Annotated in this window: 23 protein-coding genes; 3 read left to right on the top strand and 20 right to left on the bottom strand. The window is 56.4% G+C overall.

The genetic code is table 11. The features are described from left to right. Nucleotides 1–82: 82 nt before the first annotated feature. The 13 genes from D8M23_RS07610 to D8M23_RS07670 all read right to left on the bottom strand — a co-directional run bounded on the left by D8M23_RS07610 (nt 83) and on the right by D8M23_RS07670 (nt 13,256). Nucleotides 83–2,653, bottom strand: coding sequence for an ATP-dependent Clp protease ATP-binding subunit (locus D8M23_RS07610; protein ID WP_126854295.1), 2,571 nt, complete (start codon nt 2,651–2,653; stop codon nt 83–85). 803 nt (nt 2,654–3,456) lie between these two features. Then, nucleotides 3,457–3,819, bottom strand: coding sequence for a histone-like nucleoid-structuring protein Lsr2 (locus D8M23_RS07615; RefSeq protein WP_126854296.1), 363 nt, complete (start codon nt 3,817–3,819; stop codon nt 3,457–3,459). A gap of 165 nt (nt 3,820–3,984) precedes the next feature. Next, on the bottom strand, nt 3,985–4,179 hold the full coding sequence (locus D8M23_RS07620) for a hypothetical protein (protein ID WP_006888603.1): 195 nt from the start codon (nt 4,177–4,179) through the stop codon (nt 3,985–3,987). 169 nt (nt 4,180–4,348) lie between these two features. Beyond that, on the bottom strand, nt 4,349–5,932 hold the full coding sequence (gene lysS / locus D8M23_RS07625; RefSeq protein ID WP_037236494.1) for a lysine--tRNA ligase: 1,584 nt from the start codon (nt 5,930–5,932) through the stop codon (nt 4,349–4,351). A 97-nt stretch (nt 5,933–6,029) separates the two neighbouring features. Further along, nucleotides 6,030–6,977 carry a pantoate--beta-alanine ligase gene (gene panC, locus D8M23_RS07630; RefSeq protein ID WP_126854297.1) on the bottom strand — a complete coding sequence of 316 codons (948 nt, stop codon included), beginning with the start codon at nt 6,975–6,977 and terminating at the stop codon, nt 6,030–6,032. After that, a complete protein-coding gene (locus tag D8M23_RS07635; protein ID WP_126854298.1) occupies nt 6,970–7,929 on the bottom strand; it encodes a Rossmann-like and DUF2520 domain-containing protein in 960 nt (319 codons plus the stop codon). Before D8M23_RS07635 ends, panC begins: the two co-directional genes overlap by 8 nt. Before the next feature lie 90 nt (nt 7,930–8,019). Beyond that, a complete protein-coding gene (locus tag D8M23_RS07640; protein WP_238693807.1) occupies nt 8,020–9,732 on the bottom strand; it encodes a PH domain-containing protein in 1,713 nt (570 codons plus the stop codon). Further along, a complete protein-coding gene (locus D8M23_RS07645; RefSeq protein ID WP_238693808.1) occupies nt 9,732–10,307 on the bottom strand; it encodes a PH domain-containing protein in 576 nt (191 codons plus the stop codon). Before D8M23_RS07645 ends, D8M23_RS07640 begins: the two co-directional genes overlap by 1 nt. Nucleotides 10,308–10,316: 9 nt before the next feature. Next, entirely contained in the window at nt 10,317–10,850 is a 534-nt protein-coding gene (locus tag D8M23_RS07650; RefSeq protein WP_126854299.1) for a DUF3180 domain-containing protein, read from the bottom strand. A 64-nt stretch (nt 10,851–10,914) separates the two neighbouring features. After that, complete coding sequence (gene folK / locus D8M23_RS07655; protein ID WP_126854467.1) at nt 10,915–11,484, bottom strand: 2-amino-4-hydroxy-6-hydroxymethyldihydropteridine diphosphokinase; 570 nt, start codon at nt 11,482–11,484, stop codon at nt 10,915–10,917. A 37-nt stretch (nt 11,485–11,521) separates the two neighbouring features. Next, nucleotides 11,522–11,956, bottom strand: coding sequence for a dihydroneopterin aldolase (gene folB, locus D8M23_RS07660; RefSeq protein ID WP_126854300.1), 435 nt, complete (start codon nt 11,954–11,956; stop codon nt 11,522–11,524). Nucleotides 11,957–11,993: 37 nt separating this feature from the next. Then, nucleotides 11,994–12,944 (bottom strand): dihydropteroate synthase, encoded by a 951-nt coding sequence (gene folP, locus D8M23_RS07665; protein WP_126854301.1) that lies wholly within the window; start codon nt 12,942–12,944, stop codon nt 11,994–11,996. 123 nt (nt 12,945–13,067) lie between these two features. Next, entirely contained in the window at nt 13,068–13,256 is a 189-nt protein-coding gene (locus D8M23_RS07670; RefSeq protein WP_006888629.1) for a hypothetical protein, read from the bottom strand. A 250-nt stretch (nt 13,257–13,506) separates the two neighbouring features. On the opposite strand from D8M23_RS07670, the gene D8M23_RS07675 reads away from it, so the two are divergent. After that, nucleotides 13,507–14,103, top strand: coding sequence for a GNAT family N-acetyltransferase (locus tag D8M23_RS07675; protein WP_126854302.1), 597 nt, complete (start codon nt 13,507–13,509; stop codon nt 14,101–14,103). Nucleotides 14,104–14,268: 165 nt separating this feature from the next. Here the strand turns inward: D8M23_RS07675 and D8M23_RS07680 are convergent, their stop codons facing one another. After that, nucleotides 14,269–15,051: a Fic/DOC family protein gene (locus D8M23_RS07680; protein ID WP_126854303.1), complete on the bottom strand. Its 783-nt coding sequence runs from the start codon at nt 15,049–15,051 to the stop codon at nt 14,269–14,271. Further along, nucleotides 15,048–15,302 carry an antitoxin VbhA family protein gene (locus tag D8M23_RS07685; RefSeq protein WP_037236506.1) on the bottom strand — a complete coding sequence of 85 codons (255 nt, stop codon included), beginning with the start codon at nt 15,300–15,302 and terminating at the stop codon, nt 15,048–15,050. Before D8M23_RS07685 ends, D8M23_RS07680 begins: the two co-directional genes overlap by 4 nt. Nucleotides 15,303–15,887: 585 nt before the next feature. On the opposite strand from D8M23_RS07685, the gene D8M23_RS07690 reads away from it, so the two are divergent. Both D8M23_RS07690 and D8M23_RS07695 read left to right on the top strand, forming a co-directional pair. Beyond that, nucleotides 15,888–16,103 carry a toxin HicA gene (locus D8M23_RS07690; protein ID WP_197720827.1) on the top strand — a complete coding sequence of 72 codons (216 nt, stop codon included), beginning with the start codon at nt 15,888–15,890 and terminating at the stop codon, nt 16,101–16,103. Nucleotide 16,104: 1 nt separating this feature from the next. Continuing rightward, nucleotides 16,105–16,443 carry a type II toxin-antitoxin system HicB family antitoxin gene (locus D8M23_RS07695; protein ID WP_070534750.1) on the top strand — a complete coding sequence of 113 codons (339 nt, stop codon included), beginning with the start codon at nt 16,105–16,107 and terminating at the stop codon, nt 16,441–16,443. Nucleotides 16,444–16,492: 49 nt separating this feature from the next. Here D8M23_RS07695 and D8M23_RS07700 read toward each other — a convergent pair whose 3' ends face one another. The 5 genes from D8M23_RS07700 to ftsH all read right to left on the bottom strand — a co-directional run bounded on the left by D8M23_RS07700 (nt 16,493) and on the right by ftsH (nt 21,525). Continuing rightward, on the bottom strand, nt 16,493–17,629 hold the full coding sequence (locus D8M23_RS07700) for a hypothetical protein (protein ID WP_126854304.1): 1,137 nt from the start codon (nt 17,627–17,629) through the stop codon (nt 16,493–16,495). 58 nt (nt 17,630–17,687) lie between these two features. Continuing rightward, on the bottom strand, nt 17,688–18,338 hold the full coding sequence (locus D8M23_RS07705) for a Fic/DOC family protein (RefSeq protein WP_126499477.1): 651 nt from the start codon (nt 18,336–18,338) through the stop codon (nt 17,688–17,690). Then, nucleotides 18,335–18,538: a hypothetical protein gene (locus tag D8M23_RS07710; RefSeq protein WP_006888335.1), complete on the bottom strand. Its 204-nt coding sequence runs from the start codon at nt 18,536–18,538 to the stop codon at nt 18,335–18,337. The genes D8M23_RS07705 and D8M23_RS07710 overlap by 4 nt, the downstream gene beginning before the upstream one ends. Before the next feature lie 148 nt (nt 18,539–18,686). Next, nucleotides 18,687–19,274, bottom strand: coding sequence for a GTP cyclohydrolase I FolE (gene folE, locus D8M23_RS07715; protein WP_006888422.1), 588 nt, complete (start codon nt 19,272–19,274; stop codon nt 18,687–18,689). Continuing rightward, nucleotides 19,261–21,525 carry an ATP-dependent zinc metalloprotease FtsH gene (gene ftsH / locus D8M23_RS07720; RefSeq protein WP_126854305.1) on the bottom strand — a complete coding sequence of 755 codons (2,265 nt, stop codon included), beginning with the start codon at nt 21,523–21,525 and terminating at the stop codon, nt 19,261–19,263. The genes folE and ftsH overlap by 14 nt, the downstream gene beginning before the upstream one ends. Between the last annotated feature and the right edge of the window lie 149 nt (nt 21,526–21,674).

Genomic DNA, 21,674 nt, shown 5'->3' on the forward strand with positions numbered 1-21,674 from the left:
AGAAACTCCCCCAGCTCCTCCCATACGGGAGACTGGGGGTGCTCTGCGCTCATTTGAGCCTGATCACTAACCGAGACTGAAGCTACTCGGCAGCGTTATTGGTGATCTGCTCAGCTTCTTCAACCGCTTCTTCCTCAGCGACCGACTGCGAATCCAGATCCTTCAGGTACTCGCTGGATAATTCCTTCATCGGCTGGGAGGAGAAGGTGAACTTCGCGTCATCCCCTTCACCCTCAGCGTCCACGGTAATCTTTTCACCGGGCTTAATTTCGCCGAAGAGGATCTTCTCCGACAGGGCGTCCTCAATATTGCGCTGCATCTCGCGGCGCAGCGGACGGGCGCCCATCGCCGGGTCATAGCCCTTCGAAGCCATGAGAACCTTCGCCGCATTCGTCAGCTCGATCGACATATCCTGATCCGCCAGACGCTTTGCCAAACGACCAACAAACAGGTCCACAATCTGCAGAATCTCGGTCTCGGAGAGCTGCGGGAACACAATAATATCGTCCACACGGTTCAGGAACTCGGGGCGGAAGTGCTCCTTGAGGTTCTCCATGACGCGGGCCTGCATGCGCTCGTAGTCAGCGGCGTTATCATCCATTGCCTGGAAGCCCACAGGAACGCGGCGGTTCACATCGCGTGAACCAAGGTTCGTGGTCATAATGATCACGGTGTTCTTAAAGTCCACCACACGGCCCTGCGAATCGGTCAGGCGGCCATCTTCAAGAATCTGCAGCAGCGAGTTGAACAGGTCGGCGTGCGCCTTCTCAACCTCGTCGAACAGCACCACCGAGAACGGCTTACGGCGTACCTTCTCGGTCAGCTGACCGCCTTCTTCATAGCCCACGTACCCGGGAGGGGCACCGAACAGGCGTGAAACGGTGTGCTTCTCCTGGTACTCCGACATATCCAGAGTAATCAGTGCATCCTGATCGCCGAAGAGGAACTCTGCCAAAGCCTTCGCAAGCTCAGTCTTACCAACACCGGTCGGACCAGCAAAAATGAACGAGCCACCCGGACGGTTCGGATCCTTCAACCCGGCACGGGTACGGCGGATCGAGCGGGCCAACGCCTTAATAGCGTGCTCCTGCCCGATCACGCGCTTGTGCAGCTCGTCCTCCATCTTGAGCAGACGCGAGGACTCTTCTTCGGTAATCTTGTACACCGGAACGCCGGTTGAAGACGCCAGAACCTCTGAAATAACCTCGGGGGTCACCTCACCGAAGGCGTCACCGTTTTCACGCCATGCCTTCTCTTTCTGGTCTTTCTCCTGAAGAACCTTCTGTTCCTCGTCTCGCAGACCGGCAGCTTTCTCGTAGTCCTGCTCCCGAATAGCGTCTTCTTTCGCGCGCTTGAGCTTACCTGCTTTCTCTTCCAGCACCTTAATCTCGGGCGGGGCGGTCATCCGCTTAATACGCAGGCGTGCGCCCGCCTCGTCAATCAGGTCAACAGCCTTATCGGGCAGGAAACGATCAGAGATATAGCGCGCCGCCAAGTTTACGGCAGTTTCAATTGCTTCATCCGAGATAGTCACGCGGTGGTGAGCCTCGTACTTATCGCGCACACCCTTAAGAATCTGCACAGCGAGCTCCTGTGAAGGTTCATCCACCTGAATCGGCTGGAAACGGCGCTCCAAGGCGGCGTCCTTCTCAATGTGCTTGCGGTACTCATCCAATGTGGTGGCACCGATGGTCTGCAGCTCACCGCGAGCCAGCATCGGCTTCAGAATGGAGGCCGCATCGATAGCGCCCTCTGCGGCACCGGCACCGACAAGGGTGTGAATCTCGTCGATAAACAGGATAATGTCGCCGCGGGTGCGAATCTCCTTGAGTACTTTCTTAAGGCGTTCCTCAAAGTCACCGCGGTACCGGGAGCCCGCGACCAGGGAACCTAAATCCAGGGTGTACAGGTGCTTATCTTTAAGAGTTTCGGGAACATCGCCGTGTACGATGGCCTGCGCTAAGCCCTCAACAACAGCGGTTTTACCAACACCGGGTTCACCAATAAGCACGGGGTTGTTCTTAGTGCGGCGTGAGAGCACCTGCATCACACGCTCCATCTCGTGGTGACGGCCAATCACTGGGTCAAGCTGACCCTCGCGTGCGGCGGCGGTGAGGTTACGCCCGAACTGGTCGAGAATCGTCGAGCCCGCCGGGGTGCCCTCGCGGGAGTTGCCCGCGCCAACACCGGCTGTTTCTTTCGAGTCGCCATTACCGGGGTACCCAGAGATAAGGTCCATTACGGCTTGGCGCACGGCGGCCGGTTCCACACCAAGTTTAGCCAGCACCTGGTTTGCCACGCCCTCATTCGCACGCACCATACCCAGCAGGATATGTTCGGTGCCGATGTAACCATGGTTAAGTTGAATAGCCTCACGCATCGAAAGCTCCAGCACTTTCTTCGCGCGCGGGGTAAAGGGAATATGCCCGCTGGGCGCGTTTGCCCCCGGGCCAATAATGTCTTGCACCTGTTCACGTACGCTGTTGAGCGTAATACCCAGCGACTCCAAGGCTCGGGACGCAATGCCCTCCCCCTCGTGAACTAGGCCGAGCAGTAGGTGCTCAGTACCGATGTAATTGTGGTTGAGCATACGTGCTTCCTCTTGGGCAAGCACCACTACGCGCCGAGCTCGGTCGGTAAAGCGTTCAAACATTGCGTACTCCTAGGATTTTCTACTTGATACAAGACTACGCGGTATTATCCCTCACGTGGGGACTGTTCGCCATCGAAAGAACTAGCGAGACGAAGGTCGCACCGGCCCGCAGCCGGGGTCACGCGCGCATCACCTGCCGCAGCGAGCTCGGCAGCACGAGGATTCTGAGGGATTATGAGAACCTAATGCTTACCTTTCGGTAACCCTTATGTATATACGAGACTTAAATAAAGTTTAACTTTCGTTTAATCCCGGCAATAAACCTCAAGGACTTGATTTATTTTATAGAAACTACAACTATTTACCAGGAAAATATAGAATGAATTCTCTCTAAGTGGTAACCATATGCATGTTTTCGGCACACCGAAATTATTCCTTACGCCACCCAATAGCCCGCCCTGTACTATCCATTTCAAAGGGCAGGAAATAAAACACTTCAAACAATTTTCCAAAAATGCAACTATCAAAATATGCATGAAATATACCAAATAGAGATGGAGTATCGCGGATATTTTCTCGACATCTCCACAACAACCGATTATGATCGTGAGATTAACCTACACAACTAACATGTGCCGTACATTCCACAGTTGATGTGGACAGACCATTATATGCACCCTGGAGACCACCTCGTCACACCAAATTTACGGAGGTTCACCACCACACTTTAGAGCCTCACCCTATCGCTCCGCCCGCCACAATACACAAATCAACCTGGCAAGATTCACTTTGACAGAAAAATGACATAAATAAAAGACGGGAAGGCTCAAAAGCCTTCCCGTCTTTTATTTAAGAAACGTAGCTTATGCCTGTTCCTTTTTCAGTGCTGCGTAGTACGCATCCTGAATCTCCTGGTGAATGCGGCCGCGATCGGAAACCTCATGACCGTTTTCCTTAGCCCACTTACGGATAGCAGCGGTCTCGGGGTTGCGCTTCACAGCAGTTGCTGCGCCACGCGAGCCACGACCTGCACGGCCGGACCCCGAAGTACTCTGTACGCGGCGAGCCTTCGACGCGAACGGGCGGATAGCATCACGCAAGCGAGCGGCATTAGCATTCGACAAATCAATCTCATACTGGCCACCATCAAGGCCAAATCGTACGGTCTCGTCTGCGGGGCCGCCGTCGAGATCGTCTTCAAGAATGATGCGCACTTTCTGTGCCATGTAGTTATCTCCTTAGTAGTTATGTGAACGCGCTAGAGAAAACTCAAATATAAAGAATTCTATATGAAACATTTTCTATCGCACATACATAGTAACAGACTTTAACGCTAAAGATAAAGGTTCCGAAATATGTTTTAATACTTTCGCGGGAAATATTTTATACAACTACGGTTTATCATCAGTAAATGGGTTAACAGACCCCCGTGAACTTTTTACCCGTTCATACCAAAGCTGGGCATCTTTTTCAGCCTCACGCTGCGCTGCACGCTCCGAACGGTCCGCACGATTAATCCACCGCAATATAAAATACAGGGCAATCCCGGCGAAAATCGGGGGAACCAACGCAATCAAAATATCCATATTTCCTCTCCCTTCATCTGGCTTTCTAGAGTCCAGAATACCCGCACACACAAGAAAAAGCCGCCCGCACGTCTTCAAAATTTCGTGCGGGCGGTTTAAGAACGCTCATTCCAGGATTAATGCCGCCCTGAATGTGAGCTCAATTAAATATTAAACCTAAAGTTATAATTTAAGCTTCGGGCTTCATGAGCGGGAACAGAATAGTTTCACGAATACCCGGCTGACGCACCACGGTTCCAGGGCGTTCAGGGTCCTGTTCACCCGCCAAAAGCATAATCAGACGGTCAACACCCAGCCCGAGACCGCCCATCGGCGGTGCACCGTGCTCTAGGGCGCGTAAGAAGTCCTCATCAAGTTCCATCGCCTCGTCATCGCCCGCAGCGGCCTTATGGGACTGCTCGGTCAAACGCTCGCGCTGAATCACCGGGTCGATCAGCTCAGAGAACGCGGTACCGCGCTCCATACCGCCAATAATCAGATCCCACGCCTCAATCGTGCGGGAACCATCGCGGTTTGGCCGCGCCAAAGGCTGGGCGCTGGGCGGGTAGTTATACACGAAGGTCGGGTTCAGCAGGGTCGGCTCCACGATTTCGCCGAAAAGCTCAATCACAAGTTTCTCAGCATCCCAGGCGGGATTCACCTCAACATCATGCTTGGCGGCGATCTCGCGCAGCGTCTCAGCAGGAGTATCCGGGGTGATCTCAACACCCACGGCCTCAGACAGTCCGGGGTAGACACTCAGCCACGCCCACTCGCCGCCCAGGTCGATCGTACCGTCCTCAGTCTCAATCGCGGTAACCCCAAGCTCCTGTGCGCACGCAACGATAATCTCCTGCATACGCTCGGCCATCACGTACTGATCGGCGTAGGCTTCGTAGCATTCCAGGGTTGTAAATTCGGGGCTGTGCGTTGAATCCACGCCCTCGTTGCGGAATACGCGACCAATTTCGTAGACACGCTCAATACCGCCCACCACGGCACGCTTGAGCGGCAGCTCGGTGGCGATGCGCATCGTCATAGGCTGGTCGAAGGCATTCAGGTGGGTGCGGAACGGGCGAGCCGTCGCGCCGCCGTGCACCAGCTGCAGCACCGGGGTTTCCAGCTCAATATAGCCGTGATCTTCCAGCACGCGGCGCACGGTGCGGGTAATCAGGGCGCGCTTCTTCACCAGCTCACGTGCCTCGGGACGAACCATCAGGTCCAGGTAGCGGCGGCGCACCCGAGTTTCCTCGTTCAAATCCTTGTGCAGCACGGGCATGGGGCGAATCGACTTCGCGGCCATCCTCCACTCACGCACCATAATCGACAGTTCGCCGCGGCGAGAGACCACCACACGACCGGTCACATACACGTGATCGCCCAAATCCACCAGGGATTTCCAGTCGGCAAGCGACTGTTCGCCAACCTCATTGAGCGAGAGCATCGCCTGAATGCGGTCACCATTCGTACCCGCCTGCAGGGACGCGAAGCAGAGCTTACCGGTATTGCGCACGAACACCACACGGCCCGCAACGTTCACCACGTGGTCGGTCTCGTCCCCTGCGGTGAGCTCGCCAGCTTCTAATTTCGGGTCGTACTCGGCGCGCACATCCGCAATATGGTCCGGTGCGATACGCCCGCCCTGAGCATCCAACAGGCCCACAGGGTACGCCTGGCGCCCGGATTCGAGCAGCTTAGCGCGCTTCTCAAGGCGAATCTGCATCTGGTCTGACATATCTGCGATCGCCGGTGCGGCGTTCTGCTCGTTACTCAAGGGGACTACCTACCTGTTGTATCTCTGCTGAAAATATTGCGGCTTAAACCGCGAAGCGCCCACACGGGCTGTGTGGGCTGATGCGGTAAAAACTGAACTACCGTAAATCCATATTATCGATAAGGCGAGTCTGGCCAACATATGCGGCAACTAGGGCCAGCACCCGCTCAGACTCGCTGGTGGGGGCGTTAAAGTTATTCGGATCCACCAGCTCCAAATAATCCAGCCGCACCCCAGGGGTCGCGTTAATGCGTTCACGGGCACCCTCAAGGTCAATACCCTCAAACCCGCGGTTGAGCGAGTGCTCACGCAGCAGCGCCAAGGTACGGGAAATCACCAAGGCCGCCTCACGCTCATCATCCGAGAGGAACTCGTTCCGGGAGGACAATGCCAAACCATTATCCTCACGCACGATAGCGACCGCCCGCAGGGTCACATCATGGTTAAAATCGCGCACCATACGCTGAACCAGCAAGAACTGCTGCGCATCCTTCTGACCAAAGTAGGCGTTCACTCTGTGGCCGCCGGTCGCTGAACCAATAATGTTGAAGAACTTATTAACCACAGTCAGCACACCATCAAAGTGGCCGGGGCGGGTCGCGCCCTCAAACCGTGACCCCAGCTCGCCGCTCGAAATACGGATCAGCGGCTCACCATCCGGGTACATTTCTTCAACCTCAGGGGCGAACACAATATCGACGCCTACATGAGCGGCAAGCTCAACATCAGCTTCCAGGGTTCGCGGGTACTTCTCGTAGTCTTCGTCCGGGCCAAACTGGAGTGGGTTCACGAATACGGAGATGGCGACCACCTCGTTCTGTTCGCGGGCACGGCGCATCAGATTAGCGTGGCCGTGGTGGAGGGCACCCATGGTCGGCACATAGCCCAGCGACGCATCCGTGTACTCAACCGCAGTACCATTTTCGGCGGCCGCGGACCGCGCCTGCGCATCCAGCTTCTCTTGCGCAGCAACCAGCGCCTCAGCAATAGCGGCGCGAAACTCTGCAATGGTCTTCACTACCAGGGGTTTCGTTATCTCAGTCATGACGAGAACTCCTTGTCTGAGGGGCGGGGTCGGTGGTATCCATGAACGAGGTATGCTCAGTCAAGGTGCTTTCAACCCGCCCCAGTTGTTCATCGTTTAACAAACCTCTATTATGCGCCCTTTTTGCGGTCGATTTTACCAATTCCGCGTAAGAGTCAGCTATATCTCGCGTATTTTCTTGTTCAGCGTACTCCCGCAGGGCCCGCAAATGTTCGGTAACGGTCCCCGAGTCGCCCCGAATAACAGGCCCGGTGAGCGCAGTTTCACCCGCCGCGAGCGCATTATCAAGGGCGGCACGCACCAGCGGCCCCAGATAGTGGGATGGGTCTTCAACACCGATAGATGCCAGCGCCTGCTGAGACTGCCCCATAATGGTCACCAGATGGTTTGCAGCGTGCGCTAAAGCGGCGTGGTAGAGGGCGCGGTCAGCCTCGGCAATATGCACGGGTTCACCGCCCATCTCAACGACGAGCGCTTGGGCGATAGGGATAAAAGGAGCCGGGCCGGTCACCGCGAAACTGGCCCCGTTGAGGCGCTGCACATCAAGGGAAAGCCCCGTGAACGTCATGGCTGGGTGCACGGCAAGGCCAATAGCCCCCTGCTCGGTGAGTGGCTTAAACACTCCGGCACCGTGCCGCCCGGAGGTGTGCACAAACAGCTGCCCGGGGCTGACCATGCCCCCCGCGGCGATACCCTCAATAACAGGTTGGAGCGCATCATCAGGAACAGCCAGAAGCACAAGTTCGCTTCGTTCAATAATCTGCTCAGTGGGCAGCACGGGTATGCCCGGCAGCAGGTTCTCGGCGCGCTCAGCCGACGCATCAGACTCGGCACGCACACCGACAATGGCGTGCCCCGCCGAGCGCAGGGCAGCACCGAGCACCGCACCGACTTTGCCAGCACTGACAATACCGATACCCAAGCGTGCGGGTTTCAGATGATTCGTGGTCACACTCTTAAGTATATTAGGTACCGCAAAATCCACGTGTTTTTTCAGCGTTCACCAGGTGCGTCGAAGATCATGGCGGACTTGAGCAAGGAATTATGCCGAAGGCGATGTGTAATAGGCCCGAGTGCCGTCAGTGCGGGCGATGATCTCGGCGGCGATGCGTTCGGCATCGTGAACCTCTAGGTTCTGGACGGTGGGTTTAACCGGTCCCGGAACGCTGCCTAAATGTATGCATGCGGTTTTGAGGATGCGATTGAGCGGCCCCTGCGACCATTGCACCGCGAGCACCTGCCGTTCGGGGACTATCGAGAGGAACCGCAGCAGGCAGCCGCCACGCAGTAGCAGAAGATCCCGGGTGGGGGCGTGTCCCGAATGGTGCGGGTCGGCTTCAGCTTTCGCATGTTTGGTATTCACCCGCGCGAAGCCGTCACGCCGGAAGGTGAGCGGGTTAAGCCAGCGTGTTCGGCGCGGTGCCGTCACTACGCCTAACTCGCCGCTGTCGGCGGGGTTGTACCTTGATGATTCCATAACCGCCTGCACGGTTTCGAGGCTATGCGGTGACGCACTCGGCAGCAGCAAGTGAAGAAGCCGCTGCATTTCGCGGGTGGTACCCACGGGCAAGGCGGTGTTGCGGGTAAATAAGTCGTCGGAGGAACCCTCCGTATTTACCGCCACGCCCGCAATATTGACCACCACCCTGTACCATCCGAAGGGCTTCCACAGCAGGGGCTGTTCAACCTTGAGGGCTTGAATACGCTGCGGGAACAGGGTTTGCGTATGCGTTCCCGTGAAGCCGTATGTGATACGCAGGCTGTCGCCGCGCGCATCCGAAGTGTTCTGGCGGATGCGCTCCACCGTGAAATTTGCTCCCTGATCGAAGCTTCTCCACAGCTGCCAGAGAAAACCGAGAATTGGAATCAGGGACGGAAAAATAAACTGCGATATCTGCCCCAACTCCTTTTGGGGGTTCATCAACCACCCCATGATCGTACCGCCTACCCAGATAATCGCTACCGGGAGTGCCCACAGGAGCGAACTGAGCACAATCGCGGCAAGAACCCGCAGATTGGGGACTTTGAAGAGCAACCGTTCCGGCTTGTGACCTGCTTCTGTCTGCTGCTCTCCTGCAAGGTCCGCCTCCTGAGCTTTCTCAGACGGAGTACTCACAGCATCGGCGGACTCAGACCTATTGGCGGCACGCAGGGTACTCACCCTGCGCAGCAGACGTTCCTGCAAATTCTGCGCTTTCACATGCGAGAGGTATTTGATATGCAGGGCTTCTTCGGCACCGTCCGCAGCCTCAAGCCGAAGCTCGGACAACCCCAAAATACGGGCGACAAGTGAGCGTGAAATATCGACGCTTTGCACGCTTTCCAGGCGAATCTGCCGCTGTTTCTTGAAAAATATTCCGCTGTGGCAGTATACCGAATGCGCGCTCACGCTGTAGCGGGTAAACGCCCACGAAAGAATACTTCCGCCAAAAATAAGGACCGCCGCAGCACCGTAGCCATACAGCATTACCGGGTTATGTCCAACGTGGTTTAGCAGATATTCGGGCAGCTGCCGCAGAATATTCCAGTAATCATTCTCGGCATTATTGTTGAAGGAATTCTTAATATAATCCCACGCGAGATAGATAATAAAAGCAAAGAAAACCCATATGTTCATGATGAACGTGCGCACATCGGTACGCCACCACGTGAGGGTTTCCGCAGCTTCATCCGGGGTTATCTGGTGTTCAGAAGTGTTAGAAGACTCGACAGACCGCACGTCCTGGTTACTCGAGTTTCGAGGTTCCTGTGTCATTACAGCGCCGCCATGCGTTCATCGGCGCGGCGTATCAAAAGCTCGCGCAGCTGCTGCCCACATTCAGTGGGAATACCGTACAGCGTCACCTTAGAAGCGGTCACCCCAGCGGTGCGGATCGTCAGACGCACCAGGTGATGAGCACGCTCCAAGGGACCGGAATCTACATCTACATACTGGATGCGCCCATACGGAATGGACGTCACATGCCGAAACAGCACACCCTGGCGCGCCATCAGATGGTTGGGGCGCAGGCTATAACCCAGCGCTCGGGTGCGGCGCGGAAGCAGCGCCGCCCACCAGATGCCCCACACCACCAGGACAGCGGCGATCGCCCCAGTAAGAGCGGACAACCACGTGGTTTTGGGCAGAACATCGGAAGAACGCATCATCTCAAACATCACAGTCAGCGCCGTAAAAACGCCTACCAGCGTGATAAAAAGCCCTACGACCTGTATCAGCCGAATCTTGGTATACGAAGGATGCGCGCGCACCCACTCACCCTCGGTCGCGGTCACCATTCCTTCGCCCTCGTGCGTGGAAGAATCGCTCTCAAAGTGCGGAAGCTGCGCCATACATACCCTCTACTGCTGATCGCTCACCCGGGAGTACCCGTCGGCGGCAAGCTTACCCGAATTCGACCCGCCCGAAGACGAATTACCGTCCGGATCATCCGGCGGAATACGGCACAGGTACTGCGCCCAAATACCCATCGCTAAAAGCGCTGCGGCGCCCACAAGGTTCGCGCCCGTCACCCACAAAACGCCCGTCACCCCGCGCGCACTCACCAGCGAAAGCTGATAGATGAGAAGCCCCAGCATCCACCCGGTGAGAGAGGCACCCGTGAGAATTGAGCCCTGCGCGTACGCCAGTACCCGGGCAGCCGCCACCGGGTTCATGTTTTTCGCTTTCGCGCGGGTTTCAATATTGCGCCAGCGGGCCACCTGAAACCCCAGCCACAGGGCGCCGCCGCCCATGCACAGGCACACCACGATCACCACCGGCGACATCACAATCTCACCGCCGCCGGAGCTCACAAGCATACTGTTCACAGCAACGGCAGCTATCACTCCCAGCGCCGCGCACAGCAGAATAATCCGCAGAGGGATAGGCTTCATAGACCCTCACTTTCATCTCTAGGCGGCGACTCTCCTTAGTTAAGGGTAGCCCGTCTGAGGGGGTTCAGGCTTCCTCCGGCATAAAATTCATGGGCCGCAGCAGTTTGACAGCATTAACGTTGGCGTGCGAGTCAGCCGCACTCACCTCACACGCCAGCTCCGCAACCGCCCTATTAGCCCAGCCGGATGCGGTGCGCACCATCAGCTGCGCCTGCGGGTTTGCCTGTTCCCACGGAACCAGCACGAAGGCACGCTCATGCGCACGCGGATGTGGCAGCGTCAGAGCCGGGTCGTCGCTGACGAGGTCGTCATAGGTAATAACGTCAATATCGAGAGTGCGCGGGCCCCATCGCACAAGCCGCACCCGGTGGTGATGCGCCTCCACCTGCTGGCACAGCGCTAACAGCGCGTAGGGGTCAAGGCTTGTGTGCACTTCAAGGACGGCGTTGATATAGTCCGGCTGGTCGGCGGGGCCGCCTACCGGTTCCGTCACATACAGCCCGGAGGCGCGCACTAGCCGCGCTGCACCCCCGCTAAGATGCACGAGGTCGGCGGCGGCCTGCTCTAACGTAGTTTCGCTCTCGCCCAGGTTTGATCCCAGGGCCAGCACCGCCGTATGCGCTAACGCGTCCATGCCGGGCGCGTGGTGCGATTGGTTCGCGTTTGGCACATTACCCACGCGCGCATGCACCCTTTCCGCCCTGAGACTGGGTGCCTTCACGCTCCCGGAATACGGTCACTGCCACGTTCCCGAAGGCCACCTCAATCGGGGCCTTCGGTTTATTGACGGTCACCTCAAGCGCATGCACATACGCGCATTCGTCCAGAATGTTCTGGGCGATACGCACGGCAAGAGTCTCAATCAAATCGAGGGACTCCCCCACAATATGCGTGCGGATAATCTCGGCAACTTCCGCATAGTTCGTGGTTTGGGTGAGATCATCGGTCGCGGCAGCCTGCGTGAAGTCGGTGTATAAAACCGTGTCTACCACGAAGGGCTGACCTTCACGTTTCTCAAAATCAAACGCTCCATGAAAACCCACGGCGGCAACACCGGTCAGGGTAATGCGGTCGCAGGAGGCATAGGCGTGGGCTTGGTTTGGCATGGTGTTCCTTAGTTGATGTGAATACTAGTACATAATTTTAGGTCTGATTGGTGCGGGTAACAGTGCGTAAAGTATTCGCTACGGTCACGGCATCCACCGTGGGGGGCACATTGTGCACGCGAATCCCCCACACTCCCTGGGCCGCCACGAGTGCAGAGAGAGCGGCGGATGCGGCATCACGGTCTTCGGGGGCGCGTGCTGGCGGTATCTGGTCGGGAACGGTGCTCGCGCCCGCGGCGGGATTCTGGGTTTTGGTGTGCGCCGCATCCGCCGCGTTCAGCGCATTCGCCAGAAAACGTTTACGTGAACCGGCGATTAGTACCCGGTGCCCCAGCGTGTGCAGCTGCCCAAGGGCGGCGAGCAGTTCCCAATCCTGCATGCCGCCCTTCGCAAACCCCAGCCCGGGGTCAAGAATAATGTTCTCGGCATGAACCCCGGCGGCAACTAGGCGATCACGCAGGGCGGCAAGCTCGTCCAGCACCTCGGTGACGGTGCCGCGCGGGTAGGCGGCGAGCGCATCCATTGTGGTTGAGGTGCCGCGCGCGTGCATCAGAATATAGGGTACGCCCAGCTCGGTGACGGCCTGTACCATCTCCTCGCTCACGCTCATGCCCGAAACGTCGTTAATGATGTGCGCCCCGGCGGCTACGGCGGCGCGGGCGGTCGCTGCGTTCATGGTGTCTACGCTGATGGTGATACCGGTTTCGGCAAGCCCCTCGATCACGGGCAGGATGCGCCGAAGTTCCTCCTCAACACTGATGCGCACTGCACCGGGCCGGGTGGATTCGCCGCCTACATCAATAATGTCTGCACCCTGCGCGATCATGCGTTGCGCGTGGGTGAGAGCGTCGTTCGCGGCGTAGTGTTCGCCGCCGTCGCTGAAGGAATCGGGGGTGACGTTCAGGATTCCCATCACCAGGGTTCGCTCTGCGGCTGCGGCGTCGCAGGGCAGGTGTGCGGGGGGCTGCGGGCTCATCATTGCGTGCATGATTCAATCCTAACGGATGCGTACCAGCCGCCCCCCCCCCGCTTTCAGCTATCACGCGAGAAGCGGATGCAGCCGACCACCTCTATCGGCATAATATCCGCCTCTCGCGGCCTAAACGGGCGCCTAATCGTTGATTTCTGCGGGCTTATTCTCGCCCCAGCCGAGCGCCAAAACCACTACCAGCCCCAGGGCAATAAACCCAGTCATGAGGGTTTCCCCGAACGCAAGCCAGCGTAGCGGCCCGTCAATGAGCACAACAGCGATCAGCCCCGCAATAGCGAATAGAGCTAAAACCCAGGCGCCGGTCTTCATAGTCACAGCATTCTCCCTTGTACGTACACATGTGATGCGCGCCCCGGCGCGGTTAGCGGAAAACCCGCGCCGGGCGCGAATAATCCCAGCATACTCTCACCGCAGAAACAACAAAACTAAATCCGTATAAATCATGCAATTATTAAGCACTGATGACGGCCCCGGGCACGGTGATTTATTCGGTATCTTGGGGCCTTTCATTTTATGGCAGCTTGGGAAGGCGGATCTTCACATCCGTTAGGATTAAGCCATGCCGGATGCCTTCACAATTCGACCCGCCGCCCCCAACGATGCGCAAGCAGTAGCGCGCATCCGTGTTCTGGGGTGGCGGTTCGCTTATCAGGGTTTGGTACCGCAGGGTTATCTCGATTCGCTCAGCATCGCGGAAAACACCGAGAGGATGCGCGGGTACCTCAGTCAGCTTCCCCAAAACTTGCCGCCCAACAATTTGGCGTCCGTGCAGGGTTCGAGCGGCGATGAAAAACGTTTATTCATGCTCGCGGTACGCGACGATGTTGTACTGGGATTCTGCCATTTCAGCGCGGCACCCAACAATGCTGACCGCCCCGAAAGGGCTGTTCTGGGTAGGGTGATGATCGGAAGAATCCACTCGCTTTATGTGGGTCCGGATGCCCTCGGGCAGGGTATTGGACACGCCCTCATGAACCATGCGCTCAGCACCTTTACCGCGTGGGGATGCAAGCGCGCGCATCTCTGGGTTTTAGAGGGAAATTCTCGCGCCGTCAGCTTCTACGAGCGGCAGGGCTGGCAGCTAACGGGTGAAACAAAGGTAGACCGGTCCTTTGGGCCGGAGCTACATGAGCAGGAAATGGCTATCTGCCTCTAAGCTGTGCCCGCCCTTATTGGCGTAACTTGCTCACTGTGGCTATATCGCCGATTATTTCCAGCGATTTTGCCGCAAACGAGGGAACTACTAGCAAAATACTTACTTATACAGCCTCAACGTGTTATCTACAGCCCCATCCCTGGACGCCAATCACCATACCCGCGTTTAGGCTGGTACGGCTGCTGCGGGGTCTGGCGTTGCTGGTTTTTCTGCGGTTGGCCCTGAGGTGATGGGGGCATACCCTTTCTTCACCTCACCTATTTTCGAGCGCATCTGCCGCATTACGGTGCTCGTCTCGGACGGTGCGGAAACCTCCGGTTCGCGCCTGGTAGCTATCGCCTGAAAAACAGGAACCAGCGATCCCGGCACCACCTCATACTTACCCAGGTCGGGGCCGCTCAACATAGACGCCATATTCCAGTCTTTAGGGCTCACACGCGAATAGTCCAAATCAAACTTAGAATTCTGAGCCACATGGTCCATAAAAACCCGCGACGTTCGGCCGTTTCCCTCCCGGAAAGGGTGCGCCTGGTTCAGGTTCGCAAAAACTGCGGCGGCTGCGTGGCTGAACTCGTCACGGTCTAACTGTGCCCAGTCAGTTGTGGTAACAATGTGGTGCGTTGTGTTGAGATACCGGTCTATTTCGCCCCCGTTCACGCTTGCGAATGGGACAAACCGCCCGCCCTTGAACATGTTCTGTGTGCGGTAATCCCCAGCCCACTCATACACATCCTGAAAAAGGTACCTATGGATAGCGCGCACATGGTCAGCATCATAGGTGTGCTCAATGAGGGAGGGGTCGGCCTTTAGCTGTTCTCCACGCTTCCGTGTTTCTCGGTACTCATACTGTTCTAGTGCTTGAGGATCACGAATCCCCACCAAATTTCGTAGCGTCTTGTCATCTGGCGGAGGATAAAGATAGGACTCCCAGGTATCAAAAACTGTCACGATAATTTCTCTGCTTTATTCTTAGCCTCAATGCGACGTGCTTTTTCAAGAGAGCGCCTTGAGTACTCTTCCTCGCTAATAGCACCACAGGATAGGTCAACAAAATCCTTGACATCTTCACGGTCAGGGCGATCCCCCTCAAGCCAGGAACTCGCCAAGGTTTGTATTACTGAGCGGCGCTGTGCGGGGTCAAGCCTGTCAAAAAGATCAGGCCACCGCTTATCAAGATCAAACATATCGCTCTGAGACATCAGCACTCCCCCAACACCTATCTTCTACCTACCTCATTTTACGCGAAAGCTCAGGGAGAAGAATAGGTTCTTCAGCCTGCACGCATGAAGATGAAAACTACACAGGTGCATTGTCTGGATGCGGGTTGCCGCATTCTTGAGCTACCTGCACACCTGCACCCTTAGCCGCTGCACACCATAAATACCCCTGCGGCTATACCCCCGCGTCTCACGTTCCTATTGTTTAGTCGCGTGAGGGGTTTATAGCGGGAAGGGGGTGAGGGTCGGATGTCGAAGGACAAATGCGAAACCGCCCGGATGATCGTGCGGCTTGTTGACGCAGGTTCACGATTCATCGAGGCGGTCGCTAAGTTAATCGACGCTATTAGCTGCGGGCTAGTATAACGCCCTCACAGGGTGGGCACTCAGAGTTTTAGCAGACTGGGTGCTCACCCGATTGCTACTACCTTACCCTGTACCGCGCGCATGCTCCGTCCTCTAAAGCTGTATATGCAGCTGTGTGCATATGACTGTATCCTCCAGTATTTCGGTACTATATTTGGTACTATACTTGTTATACCTAGTGTTGCTACGATCCTACAGAAAATGCGCAATAATCCGAAGAATATCGCTTTTCGTGATCTCATCAAAGTGAGTAAAGCATATTTTGGAGAGCCGCGTATTCACGGATCTCATCACTTTTTCAAGACACCTTGGATTGGCGATCCGCTGGTTAACTTACAAGAGGGCCGAAATGGATCCGCTAAGCCATATCAGGTGCGTCAGGTACTAGCAGCCATTGAAAAATTGGAGGCAGAATAAAATGTCTATTCCTCGGGAAGAACTATACACATACCGCGTCGAATGGTCTGAAGAAGACCAAGAATTTGTGGGAACCGTTGCAGAGTTTCCTAGTCTCTCTTGCCTAGCTGATAGCTCTTTGGAGGCTTTATCCGGAATTCAGCAGGTAGTGCTCCAGGCTATCGATATCTTGGAGGAAGAAGGAAAACCGGTGCCAGAACCCTATCATTTACGACGATTCTCGGGACGCTTTAACCTGCGGGTATCCCCACAACTGCATCGTAAACTCAGCCAGCAGGCAGCATTCGCGCATCAGAGCCTTAACCAATATGTCTCGCAAGCATTAGAAGCAGCCGCATAAAACAGCATCTGTAGCAGGAATGCCCATCTTGCGGGGGCAGAGCATAGTTTCACCCCGGCAGGATGCCTCGCTTCAGGCGGGTATACTCGTCAGCGCTCATGCGCTCGCCTTTCTGAAGGGACCCGTTAGCTTTGGGAGTGAGGCTTCTGAGATTCTGCGGGGTCATGATCGCCGAACGGCTAGAATGCTCATACGCATAGGTCGTGAAGATCCAGTCTGCGAGTTCGCGCGCATCTTGAGGGTCAAACCTTAGCCCATAACGTGGTTCAGGGTTCGTGAGCACGGATTGAATTTGCCGATACCAAGCGCCGCGGCTGCGCATCACAAGCCAAAATCCGGGCTCGCTTTCCTGCTCATCGCGCAGATAACGCGCCAGACGGTATAACACCAATCGGGCGCTAAAATCCGAATAGACATTCTGTAAATCTTCAACCCCGCTCACCCACGATGAACGAAACGGGTACAATTCCACGTTGCAGGTACGCAGATTCTTAACAGTCTGATGCACATAATCGCCCAAAGTTCCCGCACGGTAGTGTCTAAGGAGCAGCTTGCGAAAGGCCTCATAATACTGGCCATCAACGTCATTGACCAGAAGCGCTGAATCATAATTACGCAGATAATAACGCTCTGTGCGGGTAAAAGATTCTTGGTCGATTATATCAGGTCCAATAATGTTTTTGAGTTCGCGGTACAGAATATTTTCAGGGCACATCACGTGATTTAGTACGTCATCTGGCGTCAGGTCGTAACTCTGCGTCTTGGTGCCATAAAAAGCAGAAAAGTTGAGGGTGCGATCCGGGTGTCTGTTGTTCCGTTCGTGAAAATCGCGAACATTCTGTGCTAGGTCTAAAGAGCTGTCGATGCTTGGGTTGAACAGGCAGTGCATCAGCCGGGCGTTCACCCAACGACCATGCACATGCTGCGGAATAGCGTAGGCCAGCGACTGCACAAGTCGCATCAGCCGTTCAGGCCTCACCCACGCAAAACCTTCCTCTACTGCGCACGATTTCTCCCCCGCACCCATTGCGGCACAAAACTCTTCGATCTTCCGGTACCCGCTCCTCCCGGGTAACCACGGCGAGCCTAGTGCGGCCTCTAGATGGTTTTGATCGGAAATTCTGCCCGCATCATCAATCTCATCTGCCCATGCAAGGAATTCGGGCAGGATTCTAGGGGGTCTCATATACATCCTTGTAAGACTGTTATAGGGCTTTTAGTTTTATTAAGTCTCGTTCTTGTCCTCAGAGCGTGATTACTTGCCTGAGAACAGCAGCCAACCTGTCGTTTCGTCCGGTATCCTGACTATAAAAACGCGCCTGTACGAATTCCTCACACAAGGGACTATCGGGGGCGAACGCGCTGGTATCAATGCTGTATCCTGCGTATTCGGTAAGGTATGAGAAAAACACAAACTGGCTACGAGTGTTACCCTCACGAAAACTATGGATTACATTAATCTCGCCCCAGCTTTCAGCGAGCTCAGCTGCAAAAGTATCTTGGTCTAAATCTCGCAGAAAATTCTTCTGGGCAAGCTTTGCGTACTCGGCTTCTGCAGCTGCTCTCAGATGCGGGCCAGCCCCATAGTAAGCATGTCCGTTTTTAGACATAAACTGCCCCACTGGTGCAACCCGTTCCTGCCCTGCCCACTCGTATATATCATGGAAAATGGCGTAATGGATTGCTTTCATATGTTCATAGTCAAATTTACCTAGCACAGGGTTCTCACGAAGTTCCCGGATCCTCAGGCTGGTAATTGCTTCTTCCATAACCCGCAATTTTTCTGGGTCAGTCTCGCCAAAGGGCTTGTTTGGCGTGGTGAATTTATTTCGCAGCACCCTAGTGCCGGGAATATAGTAATCATCCCAGCTGTGAAAGGTAGCGTGGTCTCTCACGATGCCCTTTGCACATGGCGGCGGATCTCTGCGATAGCTTCATCGGCAGTGATGTCATGATGAGCTGCGCGAGCCACAATATCTTTCAGCACAGGATCAGTGACATGATGACCAGCTAATGCCAAAGCTGCATCTGCAAAAGCCTGATTCTCCTCAGCCTCGGATGCGGTAATGCGAGTACCAGAGAGTATATGAGTCATATTTCCCCCTACAGCCTTTATTGTACGTGAGAATGATTCAAAGCCAAGGGACTCTTCTGTCTTCAATTCGAGCAGGTGGTTTTTGGCCGAAAAGGTAGTATTTTCCTACCTGTTCGGGCCAAAAACCACCTGCTCACGGATTAGGAAGCTACTGCTTCGAGAAGATTAGGCTCATCGCCTCGGCACGAGTTGCCGCGTTCTTGAGCTGCCCGCGCACCGCACTCGTGACGGTTTTCGCGCCGGGTTTGCGCACACCGCGCATCGACATGCACATATGCTCGGCCTCAATCACAACGATCGCGCCGCGCGGACTCAGGTGCTCCTCCAGCGCCTCCACCACCTGCGTAGTCAGCCGCTCCTGCACCTGGGGGCGACGCGCATAAACCTCAAGCACCCGCGCCAGCTTGCTCAGCCCCGTCACCTTGCCGTCAGCCCCGGGAATATACCCAACATGCGCCACCCCGTGGAAAGGCACTAGGTGATGCTCGCACGTGGAATAGAACGGGATATCCTTCACCAGCACCATTTCGGAATGGGCAATATCGAAGGTCGTGCCCAGCACATCGGCGGGGTCGGCGTGCAGACCCGAGAAGAACTCCTCGTAGGCGCGAGCCACTCTCGCCGGGGTGTCCTGCAAACCGTCACGGTCAGGGTCTTCACCGATTGCCAGCAGGATTTCCCGCACCGCCGCCTCAATGCGCGGCTTATCCACCGCCGAGCCGTTAGCCTCGCTCATCTGAGCCTCCGTGGGGGTTCTGCCGGTTCGGGCCGTTCTGCCCAGGTCGGTTCTGCGGGTTGTACGGGCTGCGGTACGGGGGCTGCTGAGACGCCCCGCCCCGGCCCTGTCCACGCTGCGGGGGGATGGCCACGGTCGGGTCTTCTTCCGGTGAGCTATCCGGCCTGGGGGTGTCTGCTGGCGCGGTTGAAGTCACAGGCGTGTCACCTGCTGCCGCCTGTTTGGTGGGGGCGGTGGGAGGCTCCTGGGCAGAGCCGGTATGTTCCTGCTGCTTCTGCTGTGCTTCCGTTTGGGCTTTGAGCTCGCTCGGGGCTTTCACCGGCGGAATATCGGTGCGTTCGCGGCCTTCCTTGGAGTACCAGTGCTCACGTTCGGGGCGCTTACGCACATCCTTGAAAATCTCCGCGATCTCGTTCTCCAGCAGGGTCTCTTTCTCCAGCAGGGCGAACGCCAGGCGGTCAAGCACATCGCGGTTTTCCACGAGAATCTGGAAGGCCTCATCATGAGCTTCTTCCAGAAGTTTACGCACCTCGGTGTCGATCTTGTAGGCGGTCGCGTCAGAGTAGTTACGTGCCGCCGAAGGATCACCGCCCATGAACGGTTCGGTGTCATCGCTGCCAAGCTTTACCGAACCCAGCAGGGCGCTCATACCGTAGTCGGCTACCATTTTGCGTGCGGTATCGCTCGCCTTCTGAATATCGTTCGCGGCACCCGTAGAAGGATCGTGGAATACAATTTCCTCAGCTGCGCGGCCACCCATCGCATAGGCCATCTGGTCCAGCAGCTCGTGGCGTGTGGTCGAGTACTTATCGTCCTGCGGCATTACCATCGTGTAACCCAGTGCACGACCACGCGGCAGAATCGTAATCTTGGTAACCGGCGCGGAGTTGCGCAGGGCGGCAGCCACGAGAGCGTGACCGCCCTCATGGTACGCGGTCACCTTACGCTCGTGCTCATTCATGATGCGCGAAGCACGCTGCGGCCCAGCCATTACACGGTCGATAGCCTCATCAATAGCGCGGTCATCAATCACGTTGCCGTTATCGCGGGCGGTCAGCAGGGCCGCCTCGTTCATCACATTCGCCAAGTCTGCACCCGTGAAACCGGGGGTACGTTTAGCGACCTGCCCCAAATCGACGCGACGGTCGATCGGCTTACCGGCGGCGTGGACCTCAAGGATGCGCTGGCGGCCCTTCATATCGGGCGCATCCACACCGATCTGGCGATCGAAACGCCCCGGACGCAGCAGGGCGGGGTCGAGCACATCCGGGCGGTTGGTCGCGGCAATCACGATCACACTGGAGTTGCCGTCGAAGCCGTCCATCTCAACAAGCAGCTGGTTAAGGGTCTGCTCACGCTCGTCGTTGCCGCCGCCCATGCCGACGCCGCGGCGGCGACCGACAGCGTCGATCTCGTCCACGAAGACGATCGCAGCGGGGTTAGACTTCGCTTCCTTGAACAGGTCACGCACACGGGATGCACCCACACCCACGAACATCTCCACAAAGTCAGAACCGGAAATCGAGTAGAACGGCACCCCGGCCTCGCCCGCAACAGCTTTCGCGAGCAGGGTTTTACCGGTGCCGGGAGGGCCGTACAGCAGCACACCCTTAGGGATCTTAGCGCCTAGCCGGGTGAACTTTTCGGGTTCCGCAAGGAACTCGCGCACCTCTTCAAGCTCGGCCAGTGCCTCATCAACACCGGCAACATCGGAGAAACGCACGGTCGGGTTGTCTTTGTTGAACTTCTTCGCGCGCGACTTTGAGAACGACAGCACCGATGAGCCGCCGCCGATGCGCCCAGCCATGAACCAGAAGAATAAACCAAAAATCAGCAGAGGCGCGAACAGGGAGAGGAGAGAACCGAAGAAATTACTCTCCACCGGCTGGTCCGTGTAGCTTTCCAGCCCGGCACCGTTCATGGCGTTCACTACGTCATGGGCGCGCGGCTGCACATAGTAGAACTTGACGGTTTTACCGTAGTTATCCCTGCCCTGCTTGTAGTCTTCATGCAGCTGCAGGTCTACGCGCTGGTCGCCATCATAAATTTTTGCGCTTTTGACCTTGTGCTCGTTTAACAGCTGAATACCCACGTTCGTATCAACCTGTCGGCTCCCCGAGCCGAAGGTTGACGGCGCGAAAATCGCGACAAGAATGAGGGCACCAACAATCACCCACAACCATGGGGTGAAGATCAGCTTATTAAGCCAGCCGTCCCGATTCTCAGGGGAATTATTGGGTTTTTGCGCCAACGCTTAATCCTTACATGTGCTAGGGCTGCCGTGTACGCGCCACAGCATACCGGAGCATTCCGTGACGGTAAAAAGATGCAACTTTAAATGTACCGTACCCCCGTCAAGGAACGCCCGCATCAGCGGCAGTTCCCCTCAAGGCTAAAAGG

The sequence above is a fragment of the Rothia sp. HSID18067 genome (assembly GCF_003989445.1).
Lineage (GTDB): Bacteria > Actinomycetota > Actinomycetes > Actinomycetales > Micrococcaceae > Rothia > Rothia aeria.